This is a genomic window from Bradyrhizobium sp. U531, from assembly GCF_051710265.1.
Lineage (GTDB): Bacteria > Pseudomonadota > Alphaproteobacteria > Rhizobiales > Xanthobacteraceae > Bradyrhizobium.
This window is the reverse complement of sequence record NZ_JASVEN010000001.1, coordinates 1,368,846-1,390,124: the sequence shown is the minus strand read 5'-3', so window position 1 is coordinate 1,390,124 and position 21,279 is coordinate 1,368,846. Positions and strand designations below refer to the sequence as shown.

Genomic DNA, 21,279 nt, shown 5'->3' with positions numbered 1-21,279 from the left:
CGAACCCGGAATCTCGAGATTCCCCGGTGCGCAATTGCGCACCTGAGGTCTGGTCCTTCGGACCATCCCGGAATGACCATCACTTCGGAAACGGCTTGCTCAGAAACTTCGAGCCCCTGACGCCGTAGCGCCAGGGCAGCTCGACGGCCTTGGTGATGCCGATCCGGATGCCGGTCGCGACTTCCACATCCTCCGTCCGCGCATGCAGCGCGATCGGCGCGCGGTCCAGCGGCAGGGTGTTGTGCGCGATGGTGATGCCGAGCGCCTCGTTCAGCTTGCCGGGGCCCGAGCACAGCGCGTGCACCTCCTGCAGATGACGGCGGCGGCGCATCGCAGCCAGGCCATGGGTCGGCTCCAGCGCGCGGATCAGGACGGCGCTGGCCGAGCCTTCCTCCTCGCAGACGAAATTGACGCACCAGTGGATGCCGTAGGAGCGGTAGACATAGGCGTAGCCGGGCGGGCCGAACATGATCTGGTTCCGCGGCGTCGGTCCGTTGTAGGAATGCGCCGCCGGCTCGGTATGATGATAGGCCTCGACCTCGACGATGACGCCGCCGACGCCGTCCAGCAGCATGGTCGCGCCGATCAAATCGTGTGCGACCTCGCGGACATCGCGGTCGAAAAAGCTCCGCTTGAGCCGTTTGCCGAGCCGGGGGGATGGAGCCTTCGAGATTGGAGCCATTCGAGGTGAGAATCGCCTGAGAACAGAGCAAGATAATGCCCATATCTGCCATGTTCCCTGAAGCGGCGCGAGCCGGGTTGCAGCCAGAGGGCAGACCGACTAGGTAGGACCTGAACAGACCGGACAGACCATGGTCGTTATTGTCGATACCATCACGAACCCGCTGCGCCCGCGCCACCCTGAAAAGGTGAATCGTCCCGACTCCGCTTCGCCGCCGAAGCCGGACTGGATCCGCGTCCGCGCGCCCAACACCCGCGGCTATGCCGACACCCGCAACATCGTGCGGTCGAACGGCCTGCACACGGTGTGCGAGGAAGCGGGCTGCCCGAACATCGGCGAGTGCTGGGACAAAAAGCACGCGACCTTCATGATCATGGGTGACACCTGCACCCGTGCCTGCGCCTTCTGCAACGTCAAGACGGGCATGCCGAACGCGCTGGATGCGGCCGAGCCTCAAAACGTTGCCGAGGCAACCGCCAAGCTGGGGCTCGCCCACGTCGTCATCACCTCGGTCGACCGCGACGATCTCACCGACGGCGGTGCCGAGCATTTTGCCAAGACCATCCGCGCGATCCGCGCCGCGTGCCCCTCGACCACGATCGAGATCCTGACGCCGGACTTCCTGCGCAAGGAGGGGGCGCTCGAAATTGTCGTCGCCGCCAAGCCCGACGTCTTCAACCACAATCTCGAGACCGTGCCGTCGCGCTATCTCACGGTGCGGCCGGGCGCGCGCTATTTCCATTCGATCCGGCTGCTGCAGCGGGTCAAGGAGCTCGATCCCACCATCTTCACCAAGTCCGGCATCATGGTCGGCCTCGGCGAGGAGCGCCACGAAGTGCAGCAGGTGATGGACGATCTGCGCTCGGCCGAAGTCGATTTCCTCACCATCGGGCAATATCTGCAGCCGACCCGCAAGCACCACGCCGTGATGCGCTACGTGCCGCCGGACGAGTTCGCCTCGTACGAAAAGGTCGCCTACACCAAGGGCTTCCTGATGGTGTCCGCGAGCCCGCTGACCCGCTCGTCGCATCATGCCGGCGAGGACTTTGCGAGACTGAAGGCCGCGCGGGCCGCAACAGCCCGCTGAGCCACCATGCCCAAATTTTCGAGCAAGCGCCGTGTCGAGCACAGCGCCTCACAAATGTTCGATCTGGTCGCCGATGTCGAGCGCTACCCGGAATTCGTGCCGCTCTGCAGCGCGCTGAAGGTGCGCCAGCGCATGGCCAAGCCCGATGGCAGCGAGGTGCTGGTGGCCGACATGACGGTGTCGTTCAAGCTGGTCAAGGAATCCTTCACCAGCCGCGTCACGCTCGATCGCGCCAATCTGAAAATCCTGGTCGAATATCTCCAGGGTCCCTTCAGCAATCTGGAAAACCGCTGGACGTTCGAGCCCAAAGGTGAGGGCGCCTGCGACGTCGGCTTCTTCCTGTCTTACGAGTTCAGGAGCCGCATGCTGGCGATGCTGATGGGCTCGATGTTCGACGCGGCGTTTGCGCGGTTCTCCACCGCGTTCGAAAAGCGCGCGGATGCAATCTACGGCCGGCCGAAGCTGGCGCCGACGTAACGTATTCGCTCCACCGTCATTGCGAGGAGCGAAGCGACGAAGCAATCCAGAATCCCTCCGCGGAAAGACTCTGGATTGCTTCGCTTCGCTCGCAATGACGGCGGAGCTCAATCCACCGCCTTCACCACATCCGGCGGCTGCGAGGCGTAGTACGCCGCAGCCTGCTCGATCTCCTGCGGGGTCATCGCACGGGCGATGTTGCGCATCTGCTGGCTGATGTCGTTGCGGCGCTCGCCGGAGGCAAAGGCTTGCAGCTGCGCCTTCATGTAGGCTTCGGACTGTCCCTCCAGCCACGGGCTGCCGGTCTTGTTGTCGAGGCTGCCATGGCAGGAGCCGCAGGGTGCGATGCCGCGCATCGGCGCGCCGTAGATGACGATGTTGGGCTTGGGCAGCTGCGGCGTCGGGTGATAGGCCGGCAGCCGCGGCAGATAGGCGTAATAGTTCGAGAGGTCGGCGATCTCCTGGTCGGTCAGATTGACCGCGAACGGCGACATCACCGCGTTGGTGCGCGCGCCCGAACGGAAGTCGAGCAGCTCTTTGTAGATCACGGCCGCATACTGGCCGGCGAGGTTGGGCGAGTCCGCGCGGCTGACGCCGGTCGGCCCGTGGCAGATCGCGCAGCGCTGCGCCAGCGTCGCGCCGCGGCCGATCGCCTCCTGGCTGGGGCGCGACAGCGTGTGCGACGTAAGCACGACCTCGGACAGGCGCTTGGTCTGCTCGGGCGCCGTGACATCAGGCGCGCGCTGCGGCACGCCGGCGGCGCTGCAGATCGCATCCCAGACATTGGCGAACTGCACCCAGGGCTGCGCGAAGGGCAGCACGATGAAGCCGGCAATCGCCGTCACGATCAGGATCGCCGCGGTGAGACCGACGCCGAGCCTGAAATGGCCGTTGCGGAGGGTGAAGAGATCGCGGGTGCTCATCACTGCGCTCCCACATAGACGGCCGGCACCGACGTGCCCGAACTCAGCGCGAGGTTCAGGATCGGATAGCCGTAATTGGTCAGCGTGAGGCCGATCATCAGCGCTACCCACAATGCATGGGTATTGAGCGCGACAGGTACCGTCCTCGGTTCGTGCACGGCCAGCGCGAAGCGATAGGGACCCGCATCGGCCTGGGGCGCTCGCATGCCGCGCGCGAGGATGACGATGAACATGATGCCCGAGGCCAGCAGGATGAAGCCGCCGATCGCCGACAGCGTGACCGAGAGCGCCTGAGGCGCGATCGCAGGGTCGCCGAAATCGAAATAGGCCATGCGGCGCGGCATGCCCAGGATGCCGACCCAGTGCCACGGGAAGGTCGTCACGATCATGCCGATGAACCACAGCCAGAGCTGGGTGCGGATCAGGCGGATGTCGATCAGTTCGCGCCCCGTCAGATGCGGCCACAGATCATAGGCGATCGCGAAATACATGATCACGATGGCGCCGCCGAAGATCAGGTGGAAATGGCCGGTGATCCACTGCGTGTTGTGAATGGAGGCATCGAGCTGGTAGCTCATGTTGATGAGGCCGCCGGCGCCGCCGAAGCCCAGCATGACGAACGAGAACGCCAGCGCCAGCATCATCGGATTGTCCCAGGGCAGGGCCCTGATCCAGCCGAACATCCCGCGCCCGCCGCGCAGGCGCGCCGCGATCTCGACCGAGGCGCAAATCGTGAACACGGTCAGCAGCGTCGGCAGCGCGACCAGCGCCGTGAACGCCGAATGGATGAACTTGAACCCGGCGCCGACTTGCGGATCGGCAAAGGTGTGGTGCATGCCGATCGGCATCGCCACCACCAGGAACAGGATGAAGGAGATACGCGCCATGCTGTCGGAATAGACCCGGCCGCCGATCGCGCGCGGCACGATGGTGTAATAGGCGATGTAGGTCGGCATCAGCCAGAAATAGACGATGGCGTGCAGCGTCCACGAGAAGAAGATGCGGGCGAGGCCGGCATCGATCGTGTTCTTCAGTCCCGCCGCGACCGGAATGATCTGGAGCAGCAGCTCGAGCGCGGCGCCGACCGCGGTCCAGGCCCACAGATATGAACCCGCGACATTGGCGAACATCGCGAGCGGCACGGGCGCGCCGGGATTGGCCTTGCGCCAGATGCGCAGGTTGACCGACATCAGCGCGACCCAGATCCACGAGCCGACCACGACCAGCACGACGCCGAGATAGTAGAAGACGTTGCCGATCAGCGGCGGATAGAACGTGTAGAGCACGGAGGCGCGGCCGAGCGCGATCGGGATCACCGCCATGATGCTGCCCGCGACGATCAGCCAGAATCCTGTCCAGGCCCAGCGCACGCCGACCAGGCGCTGCTGCAGCGCGGACTCGCTGATGGCATAGCCAAACCCCATCGCGACGAGCGTCGGGAACACATAGCCCATCACCGTGCCATGCGCGGTCAGCGAGCGGTAATAGAGCTCGGGGTTGGACAGCCAGGTCCCGATCGGGCTGCGGATGAACATCTGCCAGGCGCCGAGCGTCAGCGCGATGCCGAACACCGCGAAGGCCAGCCAGAAATGCGCGAGGATGAGCTTCCTATTGACCAACACAGCTCAGCCTCCCGCCACCCTTCGCGCGGTTCGCGAATTCGGCCTTGTCGATCACCTTGACCTTGCCCCACATGCCCTCATGGCCGAAGGAGCAGAACTCCTGGCAGGGCATCAGATAGTCGCCGGTCTTCGTAAAGCGCATCAGCTGCTCGGAGATGTAGCCCGGCACCAGCATGGTGTTGACGTTGGTGCCCTGGATCAGGATGCCGTGCACCACGTCGGCACTGGTGGCGCGCAGCGTGATCGGCGTATCCGCGGGCACCAGGATGCAAGCCGGCGTGAAGGAATATTGCTGGCCGATGGCGCGCACAGTGACTGCACCGCCAGCCTCGAGCACGCTGCCGAGATTGCTCTCGACGAACTCGCCGGAGAGATGGATCCGCGACGGATCGGTGGTCTCGACGCGCGGCTGCGGCATGGTCGCACGATGGATGCCGGCGAAGGCCGCGAGCAGTGCCATCACCACGATGATGATGACGGCAATGGTGGCCCAGCGCCGCTCGACGCGGGCCGCGACCTCGGCGCTGGCGCTGCCATGGGTGTCCTGCGCGCTCATTGCAGCGGCCCGCGCGGCAGGAACACGAACAGATAGAACGCAAACCACATCGCGACCACGCAGGCCGTGGCGATGCCGGCAAGTACGATGGCGCCGGACGGGCCTTGCGCCACGACCTCCTCGACGGCCTGGTCGGCGGCGGCTGGGCTGGTCGGCGGGTCTGAATTGAACATGTGGTGCCTCAGTTCAGCGGCGCCGAGCGCAGCTCGTTGGCTTCGCGCGCCGAGACCGGCGTGCCGCGATTGCCCCAGGCGGTGCGGATGTAGGAGACGACGGCGGCGATCTCGTTGTCGGACAACAGCCCCGCAAACGGCGGCATGCCGTAGGGCATCGGGTTGCCTTTGGTGCCCGGCGGGTAGCCGCCATTGAGCACCATGCGGATCGGGTTGACCGCGGACTGCATCTCGATCGACTGGTTGTTGGCAAGCGGCGGCCAGTGCGGCGGCTTGCCTTCCCCTTGCGTGCCGTGACAGCTCGCGCACTGCTTGTCGTAGACGGTCTTGCCGAGGCTGACCAGCAGGCTGCTCTCGGTCGTCGGCAGCGTCGAGCTCGCCGGCGGCGGCGGCGAGGGCTCCGCGATGCCCTTGAGGTACACCGCCATAGCCCTGGTGTCCTCGTCACTGAGATATTGCAGGCTGTTGTGCACGACCTCGGCCATCGGGCCGTAGACCACGCCGCGCATGGAGACGCCGGTCTGGAGCAAATCCGTGATGTCCTTGATGCTCCAGTCGCCGAGGCCGGCTTCGCGGTTGGAGGTGAGGGACGGCGCGTACCAGTTCTGCATCGGGATCAGGCCGCCCTTGAAGGCGTCCGATTGCGAGGTGCCGCCGAGCGCGTTGATCGGCGAATGGCACATGCCGCAATGGCCGAGGCCCTCGACCAGATAGGCGCCGCGATTCCATTCCGCCGATTTCTTCGGATCCGGCTTGAACTCGCCCTCGCTGAAGAACAGCGTGCGCCATCCCAGGATGAGCTGGCGGTTGTCGTAGGGAAAGCGCAGCTCGTGCGGCTTGTTCTTCTGGCTCACCGGCGCGACCGAGCGCAAATAGGCATAGATCGCGTCGCTGTCGGCGCGCGTCACCTTGGTGTAGGACGCGAACGGCATCGCCGGATAGATCAGCCCGCCGTCCGGGAAACGGCCGCTGTGCATGGTCTTGTAGAAATCGTCCGCGCTCCATTTGCCGATCCCCGTGTCGGGATCCGGCGTGATGTTGGAGGTGTAGAGGGTGCCGAACGGCGTCGGCATGGCGCGGCCGCCGGCGAACAGGCGTCCCTCGGGCGCGGTGTGACACGCCGTGCAATCGCCGGCACGGGCGAGATACTCGCCGCGTGCGATGATCTCGCTGCTCTTGTCCTGCGCCTGCGCGGCCGTCGTCAGCGCAACCAGGGCAAGGAATGTGATCGACAGTTTGGAGCCCATCATCCGCCTCGTCAGTTGGGCTGGCTGCCGCAGCCGAAGGGCAGCGCGTAGGTGCCTTTCGGAACGGGAGCAGGGTTGGCGGGTGCGGGCCGCGTCGCGAGCCAGGCCGCGACCGCGGTGACGTCCGCCTCGGTCAGATGGCCGGCGACTTGCTGCATGCAGTCGGGCGACTTCGCGGTGCGGGTGCCGTAGCGCCAGGCGCCGAGCTGGGCGCTGATATAGGGCGCCCGCAGGCCGAGCAGGCCGGGAATGCCGGGCTGCATGCCGGCCAGCGCCGGGCCGTGACAGCTCACGCAGGCAGGAATGTTGCGGCCGGCATCGCCGCTCGTGGCGAGCAACTCGCCCTGCGCAAGCACCTCCTTGCTGACGTCGCTCGTCGCCGGCTGCGGCAGCGGCGGATGCTCGCCGGCGAAATATTCCGCCATCGCCTCGAGATAGGGATCGGGCAGAAACTCCAGCAGGTAGTTCATGGGCGGATATTTGCGCCGGCCGCTGCGGAAGGCGAGGAGCTGGTTGTAGAGATAGCCGGCCGGCTTGCCCGCAAGGCGCGGAAAATAGACGTCGCTGGTGCCTTCGCCCTTGTTGCCATGGCAGGGCGTGCACGCCTCGACCCGCGCCGCCATCGTATCCGGTGGCTGAGTGGCCGTTTGTGCGGCCGCACCATCCATGGCGGCCAAGGTGATGATCACAGCGACTGACGCCGCGGTGCGAGCGAACACTTTCGTCGCCCTCCATGAGACTGTTCCGGTTGATTCCGGATCACAACGTAGGGCGGCATTATTGCGCCAATATTGTCGTGTGCAAGCACGGACGCACATGATGACGTTTGGTCGCGCCAACTGAACTCGCAATCCGATCGGATTCGACAAAACTTGCGTGCATTTTGAAAAACTGGACATAACGCTGCAGCCTCGCGACAGTTCCTGTCCGAGTTTTGCATGGTCATGATGCGCCTTCGATGACAGAGGGCGCAGGGAAGGCCGGATGCCGGCTGGCACCCGCGGTCCACTGTGCTAATCCTGCGTGACAAGAAGCTGCACAGCGGCATACAGGTGAAGCCCAACATACGGCCTTCCCTGCGCAGTGGTTTGACGGCTTATGCCGAGCTCTCCCCGGGGAGCGATGCACTATTGCCCCCGTCGCCTTGCAGTCGATTGACGCAACGGCCCGGTCGGGCCGCTACATCACCACAAGACTTGACGCCAGACCTCGGGCGCCAGGACGACACGGTTTTGCCGTACGCACGTCACACCGGTCGTGTGCGCGAAGGCTGTTGCTCACGGTTTTGCCGCCCTGCAAAGCCTGTCGCGCCGATGTGACGAGCGCCCACCGCAGCCCACCCCACGTTCGTGACGATCGCGATACGCCCCTCTGCCCGGGGTGAGTTGGCGGCAGAATGCGCCAAAGCCGAAATTCTGTAAAGGCGAATCTTTTTCGGCGAGGCGGTTGACCGGCCGATGGGGTGTTTTGCCCGCCGGGCAACGCAAGGGATTGTGGGGTCGTAGGGCGAATTAGCCGAAGGCGTAATCCGCCGTCTTGACCTCAAAGGCGAAAGAGGCGGACTACGCTTCGCTAATCCGCCCTACGGGAGCTTGTTCCAGCGGGATCATTTCGTATCGCAGTGCGTTTTTACCCGACTGTTCCGCGCTGGAGACTGCATGACCTTCAATTTCGACACGCTGAAAGCCTCGCTAGTCCTGTATGGCCTGAATGCGATCTACGCCGTCCTGCTGCTCGCGGTTGGCTGGTATCTGTCCGGCGCCATGCAGCGTTTCGTGACGCGGCTGCTCAGCGTCACGCACCGCGTCGATCCGCTCGTCACGCTGTTCGTGGGCAGTCTCGCGCGCTACGGCGTGCTGGCCGTGGTCGGCATCGCCGTGCTTCAGCTGTTCGGGATCCAGACCGCGAGCCTCGTCGCAGTGCTCGGCGCGACATCGCTCGCGATTGGTCTTGCGCTCCAGGGCACGCTGTCCAATCTCGCCGCCGGCGTCATGCTGCTGTTGTTCCGGCCCTTTCACATCGGCAACGACGTCGAGATCGCCGGCAAAGCCGGCAAGGTGAAGTCGCTGTCGCTGTTCATGACCGAGCTGGTCGCGGCCGACAACACGCAGATTCTTCTGCCCAACGGGCAGGTGTGGGGCGCGGCCATCATCAATCACAGCGCCTATCCCGGCACGGGTGAGATCAAGGTTGCGTTTCCGGTCCGGGCCGGGTCGGCCAATGCGCTCGCCGACCAGATCCTGAAGCAGCTCCGCGAGGATCCTCGCATCGACGAGCGCGCTGCGCCATCGGTCAATGTGTCCAAGGTGATCGCGGCCGACCCCGCCGCGCCGCTGGTGGAATTGACTGTCAGCGCCAAGGTGAAGCCGTCCGATGCCGACGCCGTCAAGCAGCGAGTGCTCGACCATGCGAGCGCGCTGCTCGCTGCGGCGTAAGGCCGGCCGGCAACATCGATCGGCCCCCAGCTTGGAACGAAACTAATTCCAAGCCGCGCGCTATTTGCGCCAGCGCAATCAGATTCAAGGTTCTAGCGGCGAGCTTCGCGGCCGATCGCGACGGCATGCACCGTCGCGCGGACATCGGCCCACGCTCCAGAGGCGTAAGGGCCGCAAGAAGAATGGGGCTGCAGTGGGATATCAGAACAAGAACCTTCCAGCGGGGCGAGGGCGGTTACGAAACAAAATTCAGGGCACCAGGCGACTGTCGTTGACGGCGTCGGTGCTGTTGCTGCCGGCGCTCGCGGGCGAAGCCTGTCTCGCGCAGTCGGCAAGCCCGGGCGCCGCGGTCCAGCTCGATCCCGTGGTGGTCGATGCGCCAAAAAGCGCGGCAAAGCCCGTCACGGTGTCGCGCGAGCGGGTTGCGGCACGGCGCCGGGCCTCCAAGCCGCTGGGCCGCAGCGGTGAGAGTTCCGGCGAAGCGACGGCAGTGCCTGTTGCCCCGGCTGCGTCGGTGCAGGAGCGCTTCGAGGCGCTTGCGGGTGGCGTCGCGCTGGTCAGGCGCGAGGATCTCGCGCCCACCGGCAACCCGACCGTGTCGCGCGCGCTCAGCGGCGTGCCCGGGGTGGTGGTGCAGAATTTCTTCGGCGGCAACGACCAGCCGCGCATCCAGATCCGCGGCTCCGGCCTGCAGCAAAATCCGGTCGAGCGCGGGCTGCTGGTGCTGCAGAACGGTTTGCCGATCAACCGTGCCGACGGCTCCTACATCGTCGGCTTCGCCAATCCGCAGCAGGCGGAGGCGATCGAGGTCTATCGCGGCTACATGGCAAACCGCCTCGGCGCCACCGTGCTCGGCGGCGCGCTGAATTTCGTGTCGCCGACGGGATCGTCTTCACCGGGCACGCAAGTCGCAGTGAGCGGCGGCAGCTTCGGCCAGATCAATGCGAGCGCGCAGACCGGCGGCAGGAAGGACAATGTCGACGCGCTGGTGCAGGCCGATTTCAGCCGCCGCGACGGCTTTCGCGACTACAACAGCTCCGAGCGCAGCAGCTTCAACGCCAATATCGGCGCCGTGCTGTCCGAGAATGTCAGCACGCGTTTCTTCATCGGCTACACCGATCTCGGCTTCGACGTCGCGGGACCGCTGACCAAGAGCGCGATGGAGGCCAATCCGCGGCAGGTGTTCGCCGGCCCGACCTTCATCCCGCCGTCCACCTCGATCAATCCGGGCCCGAACGTCGTGCGCGACAGGCCGCGCAGGGAGGCCGACCAGTTCGTGGCGGGCTCGCGGACAACGGCGACGTTCGACGCGCATCTGTTCGACGTCGCGCTCGGCTACACCCACACCGACGACATGTTCCGCTTCCCGATCTCCTCGGGCATCCGTGCCACACGGGGCGACGATGCGACCGGCGTGTTCCGCTACGCCTACAAGCCCGACAGCGCGGCCGCGTTGCCGCTGGTGGAAACCACGGCGCAATATTCGGTGGGATCGGCGGATCGGGAGAACTTCATCAACCAGGCTGGGCAGACCGGGGCCAAGTTCGGCGAGAGCCGGCTCGATGCGACCACGCTCGCGCTGCATACCGGCGTCAATCTGCCGGTCTGGGACCGGATCACCGTGTCGCCGTCGATCGCCTATGGCTATGCCACGCGCGACAATGACGACCTCTATCGGAACGCGACGCGGCCGACGATCGCCTACAATCCGGCCAACCCGACCGCGCTGCTGCCGAACGGCGCCGTGCCGACGCAGAGCTCAAGCTATGCGCGCAGCTATTCGGCGTGGAGCCCGAGCCTCGGCGTGACCTTCCGGCCCGTGACCGGACAGACCATCTTTGCCGCGGTCAGCCGCAGCTTCGAGCCGCCGTCGCATGACGATCTGCTCGCGACCGTCAACGGCACGCCGAACAGCAGCGCCGGCCGGCCGACGCCGGGCAATCCGGCGCTCGTCGCCGCGGTGTTCGCAACGCCCGATCTGAAGGCCCAGACCGCCACCACGGTCGAAGGCGGCTGGCGCGGCCGTGCCGGTATCCTATCGTGGGACGCGGTCAGCTATTATTCCTGGGTCGACAACGAGCTGTTGAGCCTGCGCGACTCCACCGGCGCGTTGATGGCGGCGTTCAATGCCGACCGCACCACGCATTTCGGCGTCGAGCTTGGTGTCGGCGTCAGGCTGACGGAGCGGCTGACCGGCCGCATCGCCTATACCTATCAGGACTTCCGCTTCGATAATGATCCGCTGCGCGGCAACAACCATCTCGCCGGCGCGCCGCCTCATCTCGTCAACGCGGTCCTGCAATATCAGGCGACCGATGCCTGGAAGCTCGAAGGCGTGGTGCGCTGGAGCCCGGGCCACATGCCAGTCGACAACATGAACACGCTGTTCGCCGATCCCTTCGTCGTCGCCGATTTGCGCACCGAATACCGGATCAGCGATCGCTTCTCGGTGTTCGGCGAGATCACCAACCTGTTCAACGCGACCTATGCCGCATCAACCCTGATCGTCGATCAGGCGCGGCCCGACCAGGCCGCATTCATCCCCGGCGACGGACGCGGCTATTACGGCGGCATCCGCGCGCGGTTCTAACTTGCAAAAAGGAGACTGCCATGATTGCGGACCACACGATGCCGCCGGCCGAGCTGCCGGGCTGCGATCTCGACGTTGCGAAGATGCCGGGCCACTGGCTGCTGGCCCGGCTCGGCAAGCGCGTGCTCCGTCCCGGCGGACTTGGGCTGACGCGCGCGCTGCTGCATGGGCTGGTGATCGGAGCGGAAGATGATGTCGTCGAGTTCGCACCCGGGCTCGGCGTCACCGCACGCATGATCCTGGAGCGAGGCCCGCGGCGCTATGTCGGCGTCGAGCGCGATGCGCAGGCCGCGGCGTGGACGAGCCGGCAGCTCCCTGCAAAGGGGCATATCGCGGTCGTCGTCGGGACGGCCGATCAGACGACCCTGCCGGCAGGCTTTGCGTCGGTCGTGATCGGCGAGGCGATGCTGAGCATGCAGACCCAGGAGCAGAAGCGCCGCATCGCGGCCGAGGCGTTCCGGCTGCTTCGCCCGGGCGGGCGTTACGGCATCCACGAGCTCGCCGTCACACCCGACAACATGCCGTTCGGCCAAAGGCAGGAGATCGATCGCGCGCTCTCCGGAGCGATCCATGTCGGCGCGCGCCCGTTGTCCGGCGAAGGCTGGAGGGGACTGCTGGAGAGTGTCGGCTTCGAGATCGAGGCGGTTGAATTCGCGCCGATGCATCTGCTGCGGCCGCGGCGCCTCGTGCAGGACGAGGGCCTGATCGGCGCCTTGCGGCTCGCCAGGAATCTGCTGCTCGACCGGGCAGCGCGGCGGCGGGTGCTGGGGATGCGCCGGGTGTTCGAGCAGCATCGCGCCAATCTGGCGGCGATCCGCGTAGTTGCGCGCAAGCCGTAGGCGGGTGATCAGCCGCGCGGCGACCGCGGCGTCCGGCGCTTGGCCACATGCCGGCGCGGCGAGCGCGTGACGCGGGGACGCAGGCGGGTGGCCGCGGCGGCGCGCCGCGGCTTGGCCTGGGCCTGCGGACCGCGGGCCAGATCCATCAGCATGCGCAGCGCCTCGACCACGGAGCGCTGGCGCACAGCGGTGCGGCCGATCGCGCCGAAGCGGTGCTCGCGGTGGATGATGCGGCCATCGCGCGCCGCGGCGGCGAAGTGCACGAGACCGACCGGCTTGCCGGGCGTCGCCCCGCCGGGGCCGGCGATGCCGGTGATGGCAACCGCAAGATCGACGCCGGCCCGCTCCAGCGCGCCGACCGCCATGGCGATTGCGGTTTCCTTGCTGACCGCGCCGAAATTGGCGAGCGTGCCGGCCTCGACGCCGAGCATCGCGCGCTTGGCGTCGTTGGAATAGGTGACGAAGCCGCGGTCGATCACGTCGGAGGAGCCGGGGATGTCGGTCAATGCGCCGGCGACGAGGCCGCCGGTGCAGGACTCAGCCGTCGCGATCGTCAGCTTGCGCATCCGGCACAAATCGAGCAGCGAGCGGGAGAGGGCGCGTGCGTCGCTGCCGCCCATGGCTTACACGCTCCAGGGCAGACGGATGGTGGCGCTCGCGGTGGCCGCGATGCCTTCCTCGCGGCCGGTGAAGCCGAGCCGCTCGCTGGTGGTCGCCTTCACCGCGATGCGCGAGATGTCGACGCCGGATATCTCGGCGATGCTCGCACGCATGGTGTCGCGCAACGGGCCGATCTTCGGCCGCTCGCAGATCATGGTGACCTCGAGATTGGCGATGCGCCCGCCGCGCGCCGTGACGCGCTCGATGGCGTATCTCAGGAACTGGTCGGAGGAGGCGCCCTTCCACTTCGCGTCGCTCGGCGGGAAGTGCGAGCCGATGTCGCCGTCGGCGAGCGCGCCGAGGATGGCGTCGACCAGCGCATGCAGGCCGACATCGCCGTCGGAATGGGCGAGGAAGCCCTTGGTGTGCGGCACGCGCACGCCGCACAGCATGACGTGGTCGCCCGGGCCGAACGCGTGAACGTCGTAGCCGGTGCCTGTCCTGATGTCGCCAAGCTGGGCGGCCAGGCGCGCTTCCTCGCGCACGAAATCCTCGGGAGTGGTGAGCTTCATGTTGGCAACATCGCCTTCAAAGGTTGCGACCGTCAATCCCGCCCATTCGGCAATCGCGGCATCGTCGGTGAAATCAGAGCGCCCGTCCTTCGCCGCGCGACGATGCGCCTCGAGGATGACGTCGAAACGAAACGATTGCGGCGTTTGCGCGATTCGCAACCGCGCCCGGTCCGGCGTGTCCTCGACATCGCCGCTCGCGCCGGTGACCTTGATGGTGTCGGTGACGGGAACGACGGGGAGGGCGGCGCCGGTGCGGCTCGCCGCCTCGATCGCGCGCGAGATCACCCCGGCGGAGACGAAGGGCCGGGCGGCGTCGTGGATCAGCACGATGTCGGGCTTGTGCCTAGCCAGCGCTTCAAGCCCGGCGAGCACGGATGCCTGACGGGTGGCGCCGCCATTGGTCGGCGGCTCGTGCTTCAATCCCGCGACCGCCGCCGTGAACATGGCGCTGTCATCGGGGTTCACGACGGGCTGCACCGCAAACACCTCGGCGTGACGGCTGAAGGCTTCCATGGCGCGGTAGATCACGGGCACGCCGCCGATCTCGCGATATTGCTTCGGCCCGCCGGCGCCGGCGCGCAAGCCCCGACCGGCTGCGACGAGGACGACCGCGGTGCGCTGTGATTTCGCCATAGGACTCAAATACTCAGTTGGTGATGGAGAGTCGGGGGAATGGGGTAATTGCCGCATGCCTCTAGCACGGCAGGCCCGCAAAAAAAGGGGGTTTCCCCGGATTGTTGGAAACAGCATTTTGCTGCACTGCACTTGAAAGATTTGCAGACTTGTCTAAACTGTAGGCATGGCGCTTGACTGCACAAGAATTGTGCGCAAGATAGGTCATGGCAGGCGCGATGAGGCCCTGCGCAGTCAACGAGACCCCTGTGACCGGCTCGGCAGTATCCGGCTCTAAGCCGTTGAAAATAGGCGATATTGATGTCGCCAATCCGGTCTTCCTGGCACCGATGTCGGGGGTGACGGACTCGCCTGTCCGCAGGCTGGCCGCGGAGCTTGGGGCGGGTCTGGTCGTCTCCGAAATGACCGCCAGCGATGAGCTCGCCAACGGCCATCGGATGTCCCGGTTGCGCTGCGAAGCCACGGGCGTCGGCCCCCACGTGGTCCAGCTCGCCGGCTGCGAGGCCCATTGGATGGCCGAAGGCGCCCGGATCGCCGAGGGCGAGGGCGCCGATATCATCGACATCAACATGGGCTGTCCGGCCCGCCACGTCACCGGCGGCCAGTCCGGCTCCGCCTTGATGCGCGACCTCGACCATGCCGTCAGCCTGATCGACGCGACCATCGCGGCGGTGAAGGTTCCCGTGACCTTGAAGATGCGGCTCGGCTGGGACGATCGCACGCGGAACGCGCCGGAGCTGGCGCAGCGGGCGGAAGCCGCCGGCGTCAAGCTGGTCACGGTCCACGGCCGCACCCGCAGCCAGTTCTACAAGGGCGAGGCCGATTGGGATGCGATCCGCGCCGTGCGCGAGGCGATCTCGCTTCCGCTCGTCGTCAACGGCGATATCACGTCCTTCGAGAAGGCGGTCGCGGCGCTCGAGGCCTCCGGCGCCGATGCCGTGATGATCGGCCGCGGCGCGAACGGCCAGCCCTGGCTGCCCGGCCAGATCGGTCGCCGTCTGGCCGGCGGGGCCGAGGAGGCGAGGCCCTCGCTTCAGACCCAGCTGCATTACGTCCAGACGCTCTATGAAGGCGTCTGCGATCTCTATGGTCTGCGCGTCGGCCTCAAGCATGCCCGCAAGCATCTCGGCTGGGCGCTCGACGTCGCGGCAGAAACGAGCGGCGCTTCGGTCGAGACGCTGAAGGGGTGGCGCCAGAAGATCCTCACCTCGGAAGATCCGCGCCTCGTCCGCCAGTCGCTGCAGGATGCCTTCGACGACTTCGCATGGAGTGCTGCTGCATGAGCTCAGCCGCAGACCATCGCCAGCCCGCCGACAGCGATGCCATCCTGGATGCCTTGCCCAATCCCGTGCTGATGATCGGGCCGGACGGCAAGATCGTCGCCGCCAACATCGCAACCGAAGCCTTCTTCGACATCTCGACCCAGTTCCTCAAGCGGCAATCGCTGAAAGAGCTGGTGCCGTTCGGCAGCCCGCTGCTGGCGCTGATCGACCAGGTGCGCTCGTCGAACTCGCCGGTCAACGAATACAAGGTCGATCTCGGCACGCCGCGCATGGGCGGCGACCGCCAGGTGGATTTGCACGTCGCCCCGCTCACCGAGCGGCCCGGCCATATCGTCGTGATGCTGCAGGAGCGCTCCATCGCCGACAAGATGGACCGCCAGCTTACCCATCGCAGCGCGGCGCGCTCGGTGATCGCGCTGGCCGCGATGCTGGCGCACGAGATCAAGAACCCGCTCTCCGGCATCCGCGGCGCGGCGCAGCTTCTGGAGCAGCAGGCCTCGTCCGAAGACCGCATGCTGACGCGCCTGATCTGCGACGAGGCCGACCGCATCGTGACGCTGGTCGACCGCATGGAGGTGTTCGGCGACGAGCGCCCCGTGGTGCGCGGCCCCGTCAACATCCATTCCGTGCTCGACCACGTGAAGCGGCTGGCGCAGTCGGGCTTTGCCCGCAACATCCGCTTCGTCGAGGATTACGATCCCTCGCTGCCGCCGGTGCTGGCGAACCAGGACCAGCTGATCCAGGTGTTCCTCAACCTCGTGAAGAACGCCGCCGAAGCCCTGATCGACGTCCCCGACGCCGAGATCCAGCTCACCACCGCGTTCCGCCCCGGCGTGCGACTGTCAGTCCCCGGTCAAAAATCCCGGGTATCGTTGCCGCTCGAGTTCTGCGTGAAAGACAACGGACCAGGCGTGCCGGACGATCTTCTGCCCAACCTGTTCGATCCCTTCGTGACCACCAAGCAAACCGGCTCGGGCCTGGGTCTTGCATTGGTCGCCAAGATCGTCGGCGATCACGGGGGCATCATCGAATGCGAATCTCAGCCGCGCAAAACCACCTTTCGCGTGCTGATGCCGATGTATTCCACATCGGCGAAACATGCCGATCAAAGCAGTCGCGCCGACTCTGCCGGGAAGCCGTCGCCTGCGTCACAGGGGGCGAAATGAGGATTTACGATGCCCGCAGGTAGCATTCTCGTAGCCGATGACGATACCGCCATCCGCACTGTTCTCAACCAGGCACTGTCCCGCGCCGGCTACGAAGTGCGGCTGACCGGTAATGCCGCAACGCTATGGCGCTGGGTCAGCCAAGGCGAGGGCGATCTCGTCATCACCGACGTGGTGATGCCGGACGAGAACGCCTTCGACCTTTTGCCGCGGATCAAGAAGATGCGGCCCAATCTGCCCGTCATCGTCATGAGCGCGCAGAACACCTTCATGACGGCGATCCGCGCCTCCGAGCGCGGCGCCTATGAATATCTGCCAAAGCCCTTCGACCTGAAGGAGCTGATCGCCATCGTCGGCCGCGCGCTGGCCGAGCCCAAGGAGCGGGTCTCGACGCCGGACGAGGACGCCGAGATGGAGGCGATCCCGCTGGTCGGCCGCTCGCCGGCGATGCAGGAAATCTACCGCGTGCTGGCGCGCCTGATGCAGACCGACCTCACCGTGATGATCACGGGCGAGTCCGGCACCGGCAAGGAGCTGGTGGCGCGCGCGCTGCACGATTACGGCAAGCGCCGCAACGGCCCGTTCGTCGCGGTCAACATGGCGGCGATCCCGCGCGACCTCATCGAGTCCGAGCTGTTCGGCCACGAGCGCGGCGCCTTCACCGGCGCCAACACCCGCGCCTCCGGCCGGTTCGAGCAGGCCGAAGGCGGCACGCTGTTCCTCGACGAAATCGGCGACATGCCGATGGAGGCACAGACCCGCCTGCTGCGCGTGCTGCAGCAGGGCGAATACACCACCGTCGGCGGCCGCACGCCGATCAAGACCGACGTGCGCATCGTTGCGGCCTCCAACAAGGATCTGCGCGTCCTGATCCAGCAGGGCCTGTTCCGCGAAGATCTGTTCTTCCGCCTCAACGTCGTGCCGCTGCGCCTGCCGCCCTTGCGCGAGCGCATCGAGGACCTGCCGGATCTGGTGCGGCATTTCTTCACGCTGGCGGAGAAGGACGGCCTGCCGCCGAAGAAGCTCGACACGCTGGCGCTGGAACGGATGAAGCAGCACCGCTGGCCCGGCAACGTGCGCGAGCTCGAAAACCTCGCACGTCGTCTTGCCGCGCTCTATCCGCAGGATGTGATCACCGGCTCCGTCATCGACGGCGAGCTGGCGCCGCCGACGGTCAGTCCGGGCGCCGCGGTCCAGCAGGGCGTCGACAATCTCGGCGGGGCGGTGGAGGCGTATCTGTCCTCGCACTTCCAGGGCTTCCCGAACGGCGTGCCGCCGCCGGGCCTCTATCACCGCATCCTCAAGGAGATCGAAGTTCCGCTGCTCACGGCCGCGCTCGCCGCCACCCGCGGCAACCAGATCCGCGCCGCGGACCTGCTCGGCCTCAACCGCAACACGCTGCGGAAGAAGATCCGGGATCTCGACATCCAGGTGTATCGGAGCGGGGGCTAGCTTCGCGCGCGACCTACGCCAAACGCCTTTGCACGGAGTGGCTCAGCTCCCCCTACCAAGCGGAGCTGAGCCTGTCCGGATCGCGCTGGCCTGTGTGGCTGACGCGGTGAGCAGAAGTCCGGATTCGACCAAATGTTCCGCTGAAGGGGGACGATTTCGGCATTTCGCCGCAGGACTCAGTGCCGCGCCTATCTGACCAGGCGAGCCTGCGTCGGCAACATGGCCAGCTCAGCTCGCTCCTGCAGACCCGGGCCGTTGACCAAGAGACCCGGGCCGTTGACCAGGAGGTCAGAGGCCACGATCAGCAGCAGCACGGCGGAAGCCATTATCGCGAGAAATATCCTGTCCATGCCGGGTCAAGCCGGAATGGCCTGATTCCGTTCCCGCTGATGAGCGAGCCATTGCCCTGTGGATGCGCTGCTCCGCCACGTCGAGGACGCCGCGGAATTGTCGCAATTCGGCAACAATGTGGTACGAATACATCAGTATCCGCCCATCGCGGACCCGTTTTCAGCATCCACCATTGCCGGAATGACCAGCGCAGACACCTCGGCCGCACACTTTGACACGGCCCCAGCAGAAGAGCCCCGGCGTTGGTCGGCACGGCGCTGGCTGGCGCCCTTTGCCGTGGCATTGGCGCTGCTCTCGGCCCTCCTGACCTTCCTGGTCCTGACCGGCCTCACCAACATCGAGCCGACGCCCCAGGTGGTCCGCTCGTTCTACCTGATCAACGCGGCGACGATCCTGCTGCTGGTCGGCATCATCATCCGCGAGCTCTGGCAGCTGATCCTGGCGCGGCGGCGGGGCAGGGCGGCGGCGCGCCTCCATGTCCAGATCGTCAGCCTGTTCTCGATCGTGGCGGTGCTGCCGGCGGTGCTGGTCGCCGTCGTCGCCAACGTCACCATCGAGCGCGGCCTCGACCGGTTGTTCTCCGGGCCGACCAAGGAAGTGATCCAGAACTCGCTGACGATCGCGCGGGCCTACATGCAGGACCATGCGCAGCTGATCCGCGGCGACATTCTCGGCATGGCCAACGACATCGCCCACGCCCGGCCGCTCTACGACCAGGACCGCCGCTCGTTCCGCGAGGTGCTGACCGCCAGCGCCGGCTCGCGCAATTTGCCGGGCGCGATGATCATCGACAAGAACACCAACATCCTGGAATCCGCCGACACCGGCATGCGGCTCGCTTATTCGCCGCCGGCGCCCGACTTCCTCAGCAACGTCAACGAGAACGAGCCCGAGATCGCGGTGCTGCCGGACGCGGCTTTCGTCGCCGCGGTGATCCGCCTGCGCGCCTTCAACGACACCTTCCTCTATGTCGCCCGGCCGCTTGATCCCAACGTCGTCAACCAGCTCAAGCAGACCGAGGTCAGCGTCGCCGAATACGCCCAGATCGAGTCGCGCCGGCTCGGCATCCAGGTCGCCTTCGCGCTGATGTTCGCGGTGATCGCGCTGACCATCCTGATGGCCTCGGTGCTGCTCGGCCTCAACTTCGCCAACTCGTTGGTCTCGCCGATCCGGCGGCTGATGAACGCGGCCCACACGGTCTCGACCGGCGACCTCCATGTCCAGGTGCCCGTGCACCAGTCGGAGGGCGATCTCGCCCAGTTAGGCGAGACCTTCAACAAGATGACGCAGGAATTGCGCAGCCAGCGCGACGAGCTCGTCAACGCCAGCGACCTGATCGACAGCCGCCGCCGCTTCATCGAGGCCGTGCTGTCCAGCGCGAGCGCCGGCATCATCGGCGTCGATACCTCCGGCAGCGTCGGCATCCTGAACCGCTCCGCCGAGAAGCTGATCGGGCATGCCGAATCCGAGACGCTCGGCCATCCGCTCTCCGACGTGCTGCCCGAGCTCGACGAGATGATGAAGGCGGCGCGGGAAGGGACCCAGCGGCTGGTGCAGGGCCAGATCACGATCACCCGCGACGGCACCGAGCGCAATCTTTCGGTCCGAGTCAGCGCCGAAAAGAACCAGCCGCATGACAGCTACATCATCACGCTCGACGACATCACCGAGCTTGTCTCGGCGCAGCGCACCTCGGCCTGGGGCGACGTCGCGCGCCGCATCGCCCATGAGATCAAGAACCCGCTGACGCCGATCCAGCTCTCGGCCGAACGCATCCGCCGCAAGTTCGGCAAGGACATCACCGAGCCCAAGGACAAGCAGATCTTCGAGCAGTGCACCGACACCATCGTGCGCCAGGTCGACGACATCAGGCGCATGGTCGACGAGTTCTCGCGCTTTGCCCGGATGCCCAAGCCCGTGATGGAAGGCGAGGACGTCGTCGACACGGTGCGGCAGGCGGTGTTCCTGATGAAGGTCGCCCATCCCGAGATCGATATCGAGGCCGAGTTCAAGCAGGATCCGCTCCGCGCCCAGTTCGACCGGCGGCTGATCTCCCAGGCAGTCACCAACATCGTCAAGAACGCCACCGAGGCGATCGAGCAGGTACCGCCGGAGGAGCTCGGCAAGAACGGCGGCAAGGGGCGCATCGACGTGGTCGTGTCGTGCGAGGGCGAGGACGTCCTGATCGACGTGATCGACAACGGCATCGGCCTGCCCAAGGTCGCGCGCTCGCGGCTGCTCGAACCCTATGTGACGACGCGGGCCAAGGGCACGGGCCTTGGCCTTGCGATCGTCGGCCGCGTTCTCGAAGACCATGGCGGCCGTATCGAGCTGAAGGATGCTTCCGACTTCCGCGAGGGCCAGCGCGGTGCCTGGATGCGCATGCGCTTTGCCGTCTCCGGACAACCCGCCAAGTCCGAAGGCGCTGAGCCGGCACCCGCGGCGAAGGACGGCGCCAGGGAGCCTGCGGCGGAGCCGGCGAAAGACGCGGCGCAGGAAACAAAAGAGCCGGCGGCCGAAACCAAAGAGGCCGCTGAAAAGACCAATGATTCAACGAAAATCGAAGCCTCAACAAGCAGCTGACAAGACAG

At 66.2% G+C, this 21,279-nt stretch carries 19 protein-coding genes; 9 read left to right on the top strand and 10 right to left on the bottom strand.

Translation table 11 applies throughout. From position 1 onward, the window contains the following. Nucleotides 1-79: 79 nt before the first annotated feature. Complete coding sequence (locus tag QRQ56_RS06850) at nt 80-682, bottom strand: DNA-3-methyladenine glycosylase (RefSeq protein ID WP_438738601.1); 603 nt, start codon at nt 680-682, stop codon at nt 80-82. Between the two features lie 130 nt (nt 683-812). Between QRQ56_RS06850 and lipA the strand changes: the two genes are divergently transcribed. Both lipA and QRQ56_RS06840 read left to right on the top strand, forming a co-directional pair. Beyond that, on the top strand, nt 813-1,769 hold the full coding sequence (gene lipA, locus QRQ56_RS06845; RefSeq protein WP_438738599.1) for a lipoyl synthase: 957 nt from the start codon (nt 813-815) through the stop codon (nt 1,767-1,769). 6 nt (nt 1,770-1,775) lie between these two features. Continuing rightward, nucleotides 1,776-2,246 (top strand): type II toxin-antitoxin system RatA family toxin, encoded by a 471-nt coding sequence (locus QRQ56_RS06840; RefSeq protein WP_438738597.1) that lies wholly within the window; start codon nt 1,776-1,778, stop codon nt 2,244-2,246. A gap of 107 nt (nt 2,247-2,353) precedes the next feature. On the opposite strand, the gene QRQ56_RS06835 is transcribed toward QRQ56_RS06840, so the two are convergent. From QRQ56_RS06835 to QRQ56_RS06810, 6 genes are read right to left on the bottom strand one after another with little or no spacing between them, the layout of a single operon-like run. After that, a complete protein-coding gene (locus tag QRQ56_RS06835; RefSeq protein WP_438738595.1) occupies nt 2,354-3,169 on the bottom strand; it encodes a c-type cytochrome in 816 nt (271 codons plus the stop codon). Further along, nucleotides 3,169-4,791, bottom strand: coding sequence for a b(o/a)3-type cytochrome-c oxidase subunit 1 (locus QRQ56_RS06830; RefSeq protein WP_438738594.1), 1,623 nt, complete (start codon nt 4,789-4,791; stop codon nt 3,169-3,171). Before QRQ56_RS06830 ends, QRQ56_RS06835 begins: the two co-directional genes overlap by 1 nt. After that, entirely contained in the window at nt 4,778-5,347 is a 570-nt protein-coding gene (locus tag QRQ56_RS06825) for a cytochrome C oxidase subunit II (protein ID WP_438738592.1), read from the bottom strand. The genes QRQ56_RS06830 and QRQ56_RS06825 overlap by 14 nt, the downstream gene beginning before the upstream one ends. Next, nucleotides 5,344-5,520 (bottom strand): hypothetical protein, encoded by a 177-nt coding sequence (locus tag QRQ56_RS06820; RefSeq protein WP_438738591.1) that lies wholly within the window; start codon nt 5,518-5,520, stop codon nt 5,344-5,346. Before QRQ56_RS06820 ends, QRQ56_RS06825 begins: the two co-directional genes overlap by 4 nt. An 8-nt stretch (nt 5,521-5,528) precedes the next feature. Further along, entirely contained in the window at nt 5,529-6,767 is a 1,239-nt protein-coding gene (locus tag QRQ56_RS06815; RefSeq protein WP_438740101.1) for a cytochrome c, read from the bottom strand. An 11-nt stretch (nt 6,768-6,778) separates the two neighbouring features. Continuing rightward, nucleotides 6,779-7,486: a c-type cytochrome gene (locus QRQ56_RS06810; protein WP_438738590.1), complete on the bottom strand. Its 708-nt coding sequence runs from the start codon at nt 7,484-7,486 to the stop codon at nt 6,779-6,781. Between the two features lie 939 nt (nt 7,487-8,425). On the opposite strand from QRQ56_RS06810, the gene QRQ56_RS06805 reads away from it, so the two are divergent. The 3 genes from QRQ56_RS06805 to QRQ56_RS06795 all read left to right on the top strand — a co-directional run bounded on the left by QRQ56_RS06805 (nt 8,426) and on the right by QRQ56_RS06795 (nt 12,631). Next, entirely contained in the window at nt 8,426-9,202 is a 777-nt protein-coding gene (locus tag QRQ56_RS06805; RefSeq protein ID WP_438738588.1) for a mechanosensitive ion channel family protein, read from the top strand. Nucleotides 9,203-9,473: 271 nt separating this feature from the next. Next, on the top strand, nt 9,474-11,792 hold the full coding sequence (locus QRQ56_RS06800) for a TonB-dependent receptor family protein (RefSeq protein WP_438738586.1): 2,319 nt from the start codon (nt 9,474-9,476) through the stop codon (nt 11,790-11,792). Between the two features lie 20 nt (nt 11,793-11,812). Next, the gene (locus tag QRQ56_RS06795) at nt 11,813-12,631 is read left to right on the top strand and encodes a methyltransferase domain-containing protein (RefSeq protein ID WP_438738584.1); all 819 of its coding nucleotides are present in this window, start codon (nt 11,813-11,815) and stop codon (nt 12,629-12,631) included. Between the two features lie 8 nt (nt 12,632-12,639). Here the strand turns inward: QRQ56_RS06795 and QRQ56_RS06790 are convergent, their stop codons facing one another. From QRQ56_RS06790 to QRQ56_RS06780, 3 genes are all read right to left on the bottom strand, one after another. Beyond that, nucleotides 12,640-13,251: a CinA family protein gene (locus QRQ56_RS06790; protein WP_438738582.1), complete on the bottom strand. Its 612-nt coding sequence runs from the start codon at nt 13,249-13,251 to the stop codon at nt 12,640-12,642. 3 nt (nt 13,252-13,254) lie between these two features. After that, nucleotides 13,255-14,436 (bottom strand): bifunctional 2-C-methyl-D-erythritol 4-phosphate cytidylyltransferase/2-C-methyl-D-erythritol 2,4-cyclodiphosphate synthase, encoded by a 1,182-nt coding sequence (locus QRQ56_RS06785; RefSeq protein WP_438738580.1) that lies wholly within the window; start codon nt 14,434-14,436, stop codon nt 13,255-13,257. A gap of 61 nt (nt 14,437-14,497) precedes the next feature. Continuing rightward, nucleotides 14,498-14,746 carry a hypothetical protein gene (locus QRQ56_RS06780; protein WP_438740170.1) on the bottom strand — a complete coding sequence of 83 codons (249 nt, stop codon included), beginning with the start codon at nt 14,744-14,746 and terminating at the stop codon, nt 14,498-14,500. Here QRQ56_RS06780 and dusB point away from each other — a divergent pair. From dusB to QRQ56_RS06760, 4 genes are all read left to right on the top strand, one after another. Beyond that, on the top strand, nt 14,718-15,719 hold the full coding sequence (gene dusB, locus QRQ56_RS06775; RefSeq protein ID WP_438738579.1) for a tRNA dihydrouridine synthase DusB: 1,002 nt from the start codon (nt 14,718-14,720) through the stop codon (nt 15,717-15,719). The two genes, QRQ56_RS06780 and dusB, sit on opposite strands and share 29 nt — an antisense overlap. Further along, a complete protein-coding gene (locus QRQ56_RS06770) occupies nt 15,716-16,885 on the top strand; it encodes a two-component system sensor histidine kinase NtrB (protein ID WP_438738578.1) in 1,170 nt (389 codons plus the stop codon). Before dusB ends, QRQ56_RS06770 begins: the two co-directional genes overlap by 4 nt. A gap of 9 nt (nt 16,886-16,894) precedes the next feature. Further along, nucleotides 16,895-18,337 (top strand): nitrogen regulation protein NR(I), encoded by a 1,443-nt coding sequence (gene ntrC / locus QRQ56_RS06765; RefSeq protein WP_008133472.1) that lies wholly within the window; start codon nt 16,895-16,897, stop codon nt 18,335-18,337. Between the two features lie 531 nt (nt 18,338-18,868). Beyond that, on the top strand, nt 18,869-21,271 hold the full coding sequence (locus tag QRQ56_RS06760; protein ID WP_438738575.1) for an ATP-binding protein: 2,403 nt from the start codon (nt 18,869-18,871) through the stop codon (nt 21,269-21,271). The last annotated feature ends 8 nt before the right edge of the window (nt 21,272-21,279 follow it).

Bases quoted from the DNA above. Each gene is read 5' to 3' on its own strand.
- QRQ56_RS06850 (WP_438738601.1), bottom strand. From the start codon at position 682: ATGGCTCCAATCTCGAAGGCTCCATCCCCCCGGCTCGGCAAACGGCTC.
- lipA (WP_438738599.1), top strand. From the start codon at position 813: ATGGTCGTTATTGTCGATACCATCACGAACCCGCTGCGCCCGCGCCAC.
- QRQ56_RS06840 (WP_438738597.1), top strand. From the start codon at position 1,776: ATGCCCAAATTTTCGAGCAAGCGCCGTGTCGAGCACAGCGCCTCACAA.
- QRQ56_RS06835 (WP_438738595.1), bottom strand. From the start codon at position 3,169: ATGAGCACCCGCGATCTCTTCACCCTCCGCAACGGCCATTTCAGGCTC.
- QRQ56_RS06825 (WP_438738592.1), bottom strand. From the start codon at position 5,347: ATGAGCGCGCAGGACACCCATGGCAGCGCCAGCGCCGAGGTCGCGGCC.
- QRQ56_RS06820 (WP_438738591.1), bottom strand. From the start codon at position 5,520: ATGTTCAATTCAGACCCGCCGACCAGCCCAGCCGCCGCCGACCAGGCC.
- QRQ56_RS06815 (WP_438740101.1), bottom strand. From the start codon at position 6,767: ATGGGCTCCAAACTGTCGATCACATTCCTTGCCCTGGTTGCGCTGACG.
- QRQ56_RS06805 (WP_438738588.1), top strand. From the start codon at position 8,426: ATGACCTTCAATTTCGACACGCTGAAAGCCTCGCTAGTCCTGTATGGC.
- QRQ56_RS06795 (WP_438738584.1), top strand. From the start codon at position 11,813: ATGATTGCGGACCACACGATGCCGCCGGCCGAGCTGCCGGGCTGCGAT.
- QRQ56_RS06790 (WP_438738582.1), bottom strand. From the start codon at position 13,251: ATGGGCGGCAGCGACGCACGCGCCCTCTCCCGCTCGCTGCTCGATTTG.
- QRQ56_RS06785 (WP_438738580.1), bottom strand. From the start codon at position 14,436: ATGGCGAAATCACAGCGCACCGCGGTCGTCCTCGTCGCAGCCGGTCGG.
- QRQ56_RS06770 (WP_438738578.1), top strand. From the start codon at position 15,716: ATGAGCTCAGCCGCAGACCATCGCCAGCCCGCCGACAGCGATGCCATC.
- ntrC (WP_008133472.1), top strand. From the start codon at position 16,895: ATGCCCGCAGGTAGCATTCTCGTAGCCGATGACGATACCGCCATCCGC.
- QRQ56_RS06760 (WP_438738575.1), top strand. From the start codon at position 18,869: ATGACCAGCGCAGACACCTCGGCCGCACACTTTGACACGGCCCCAGCA.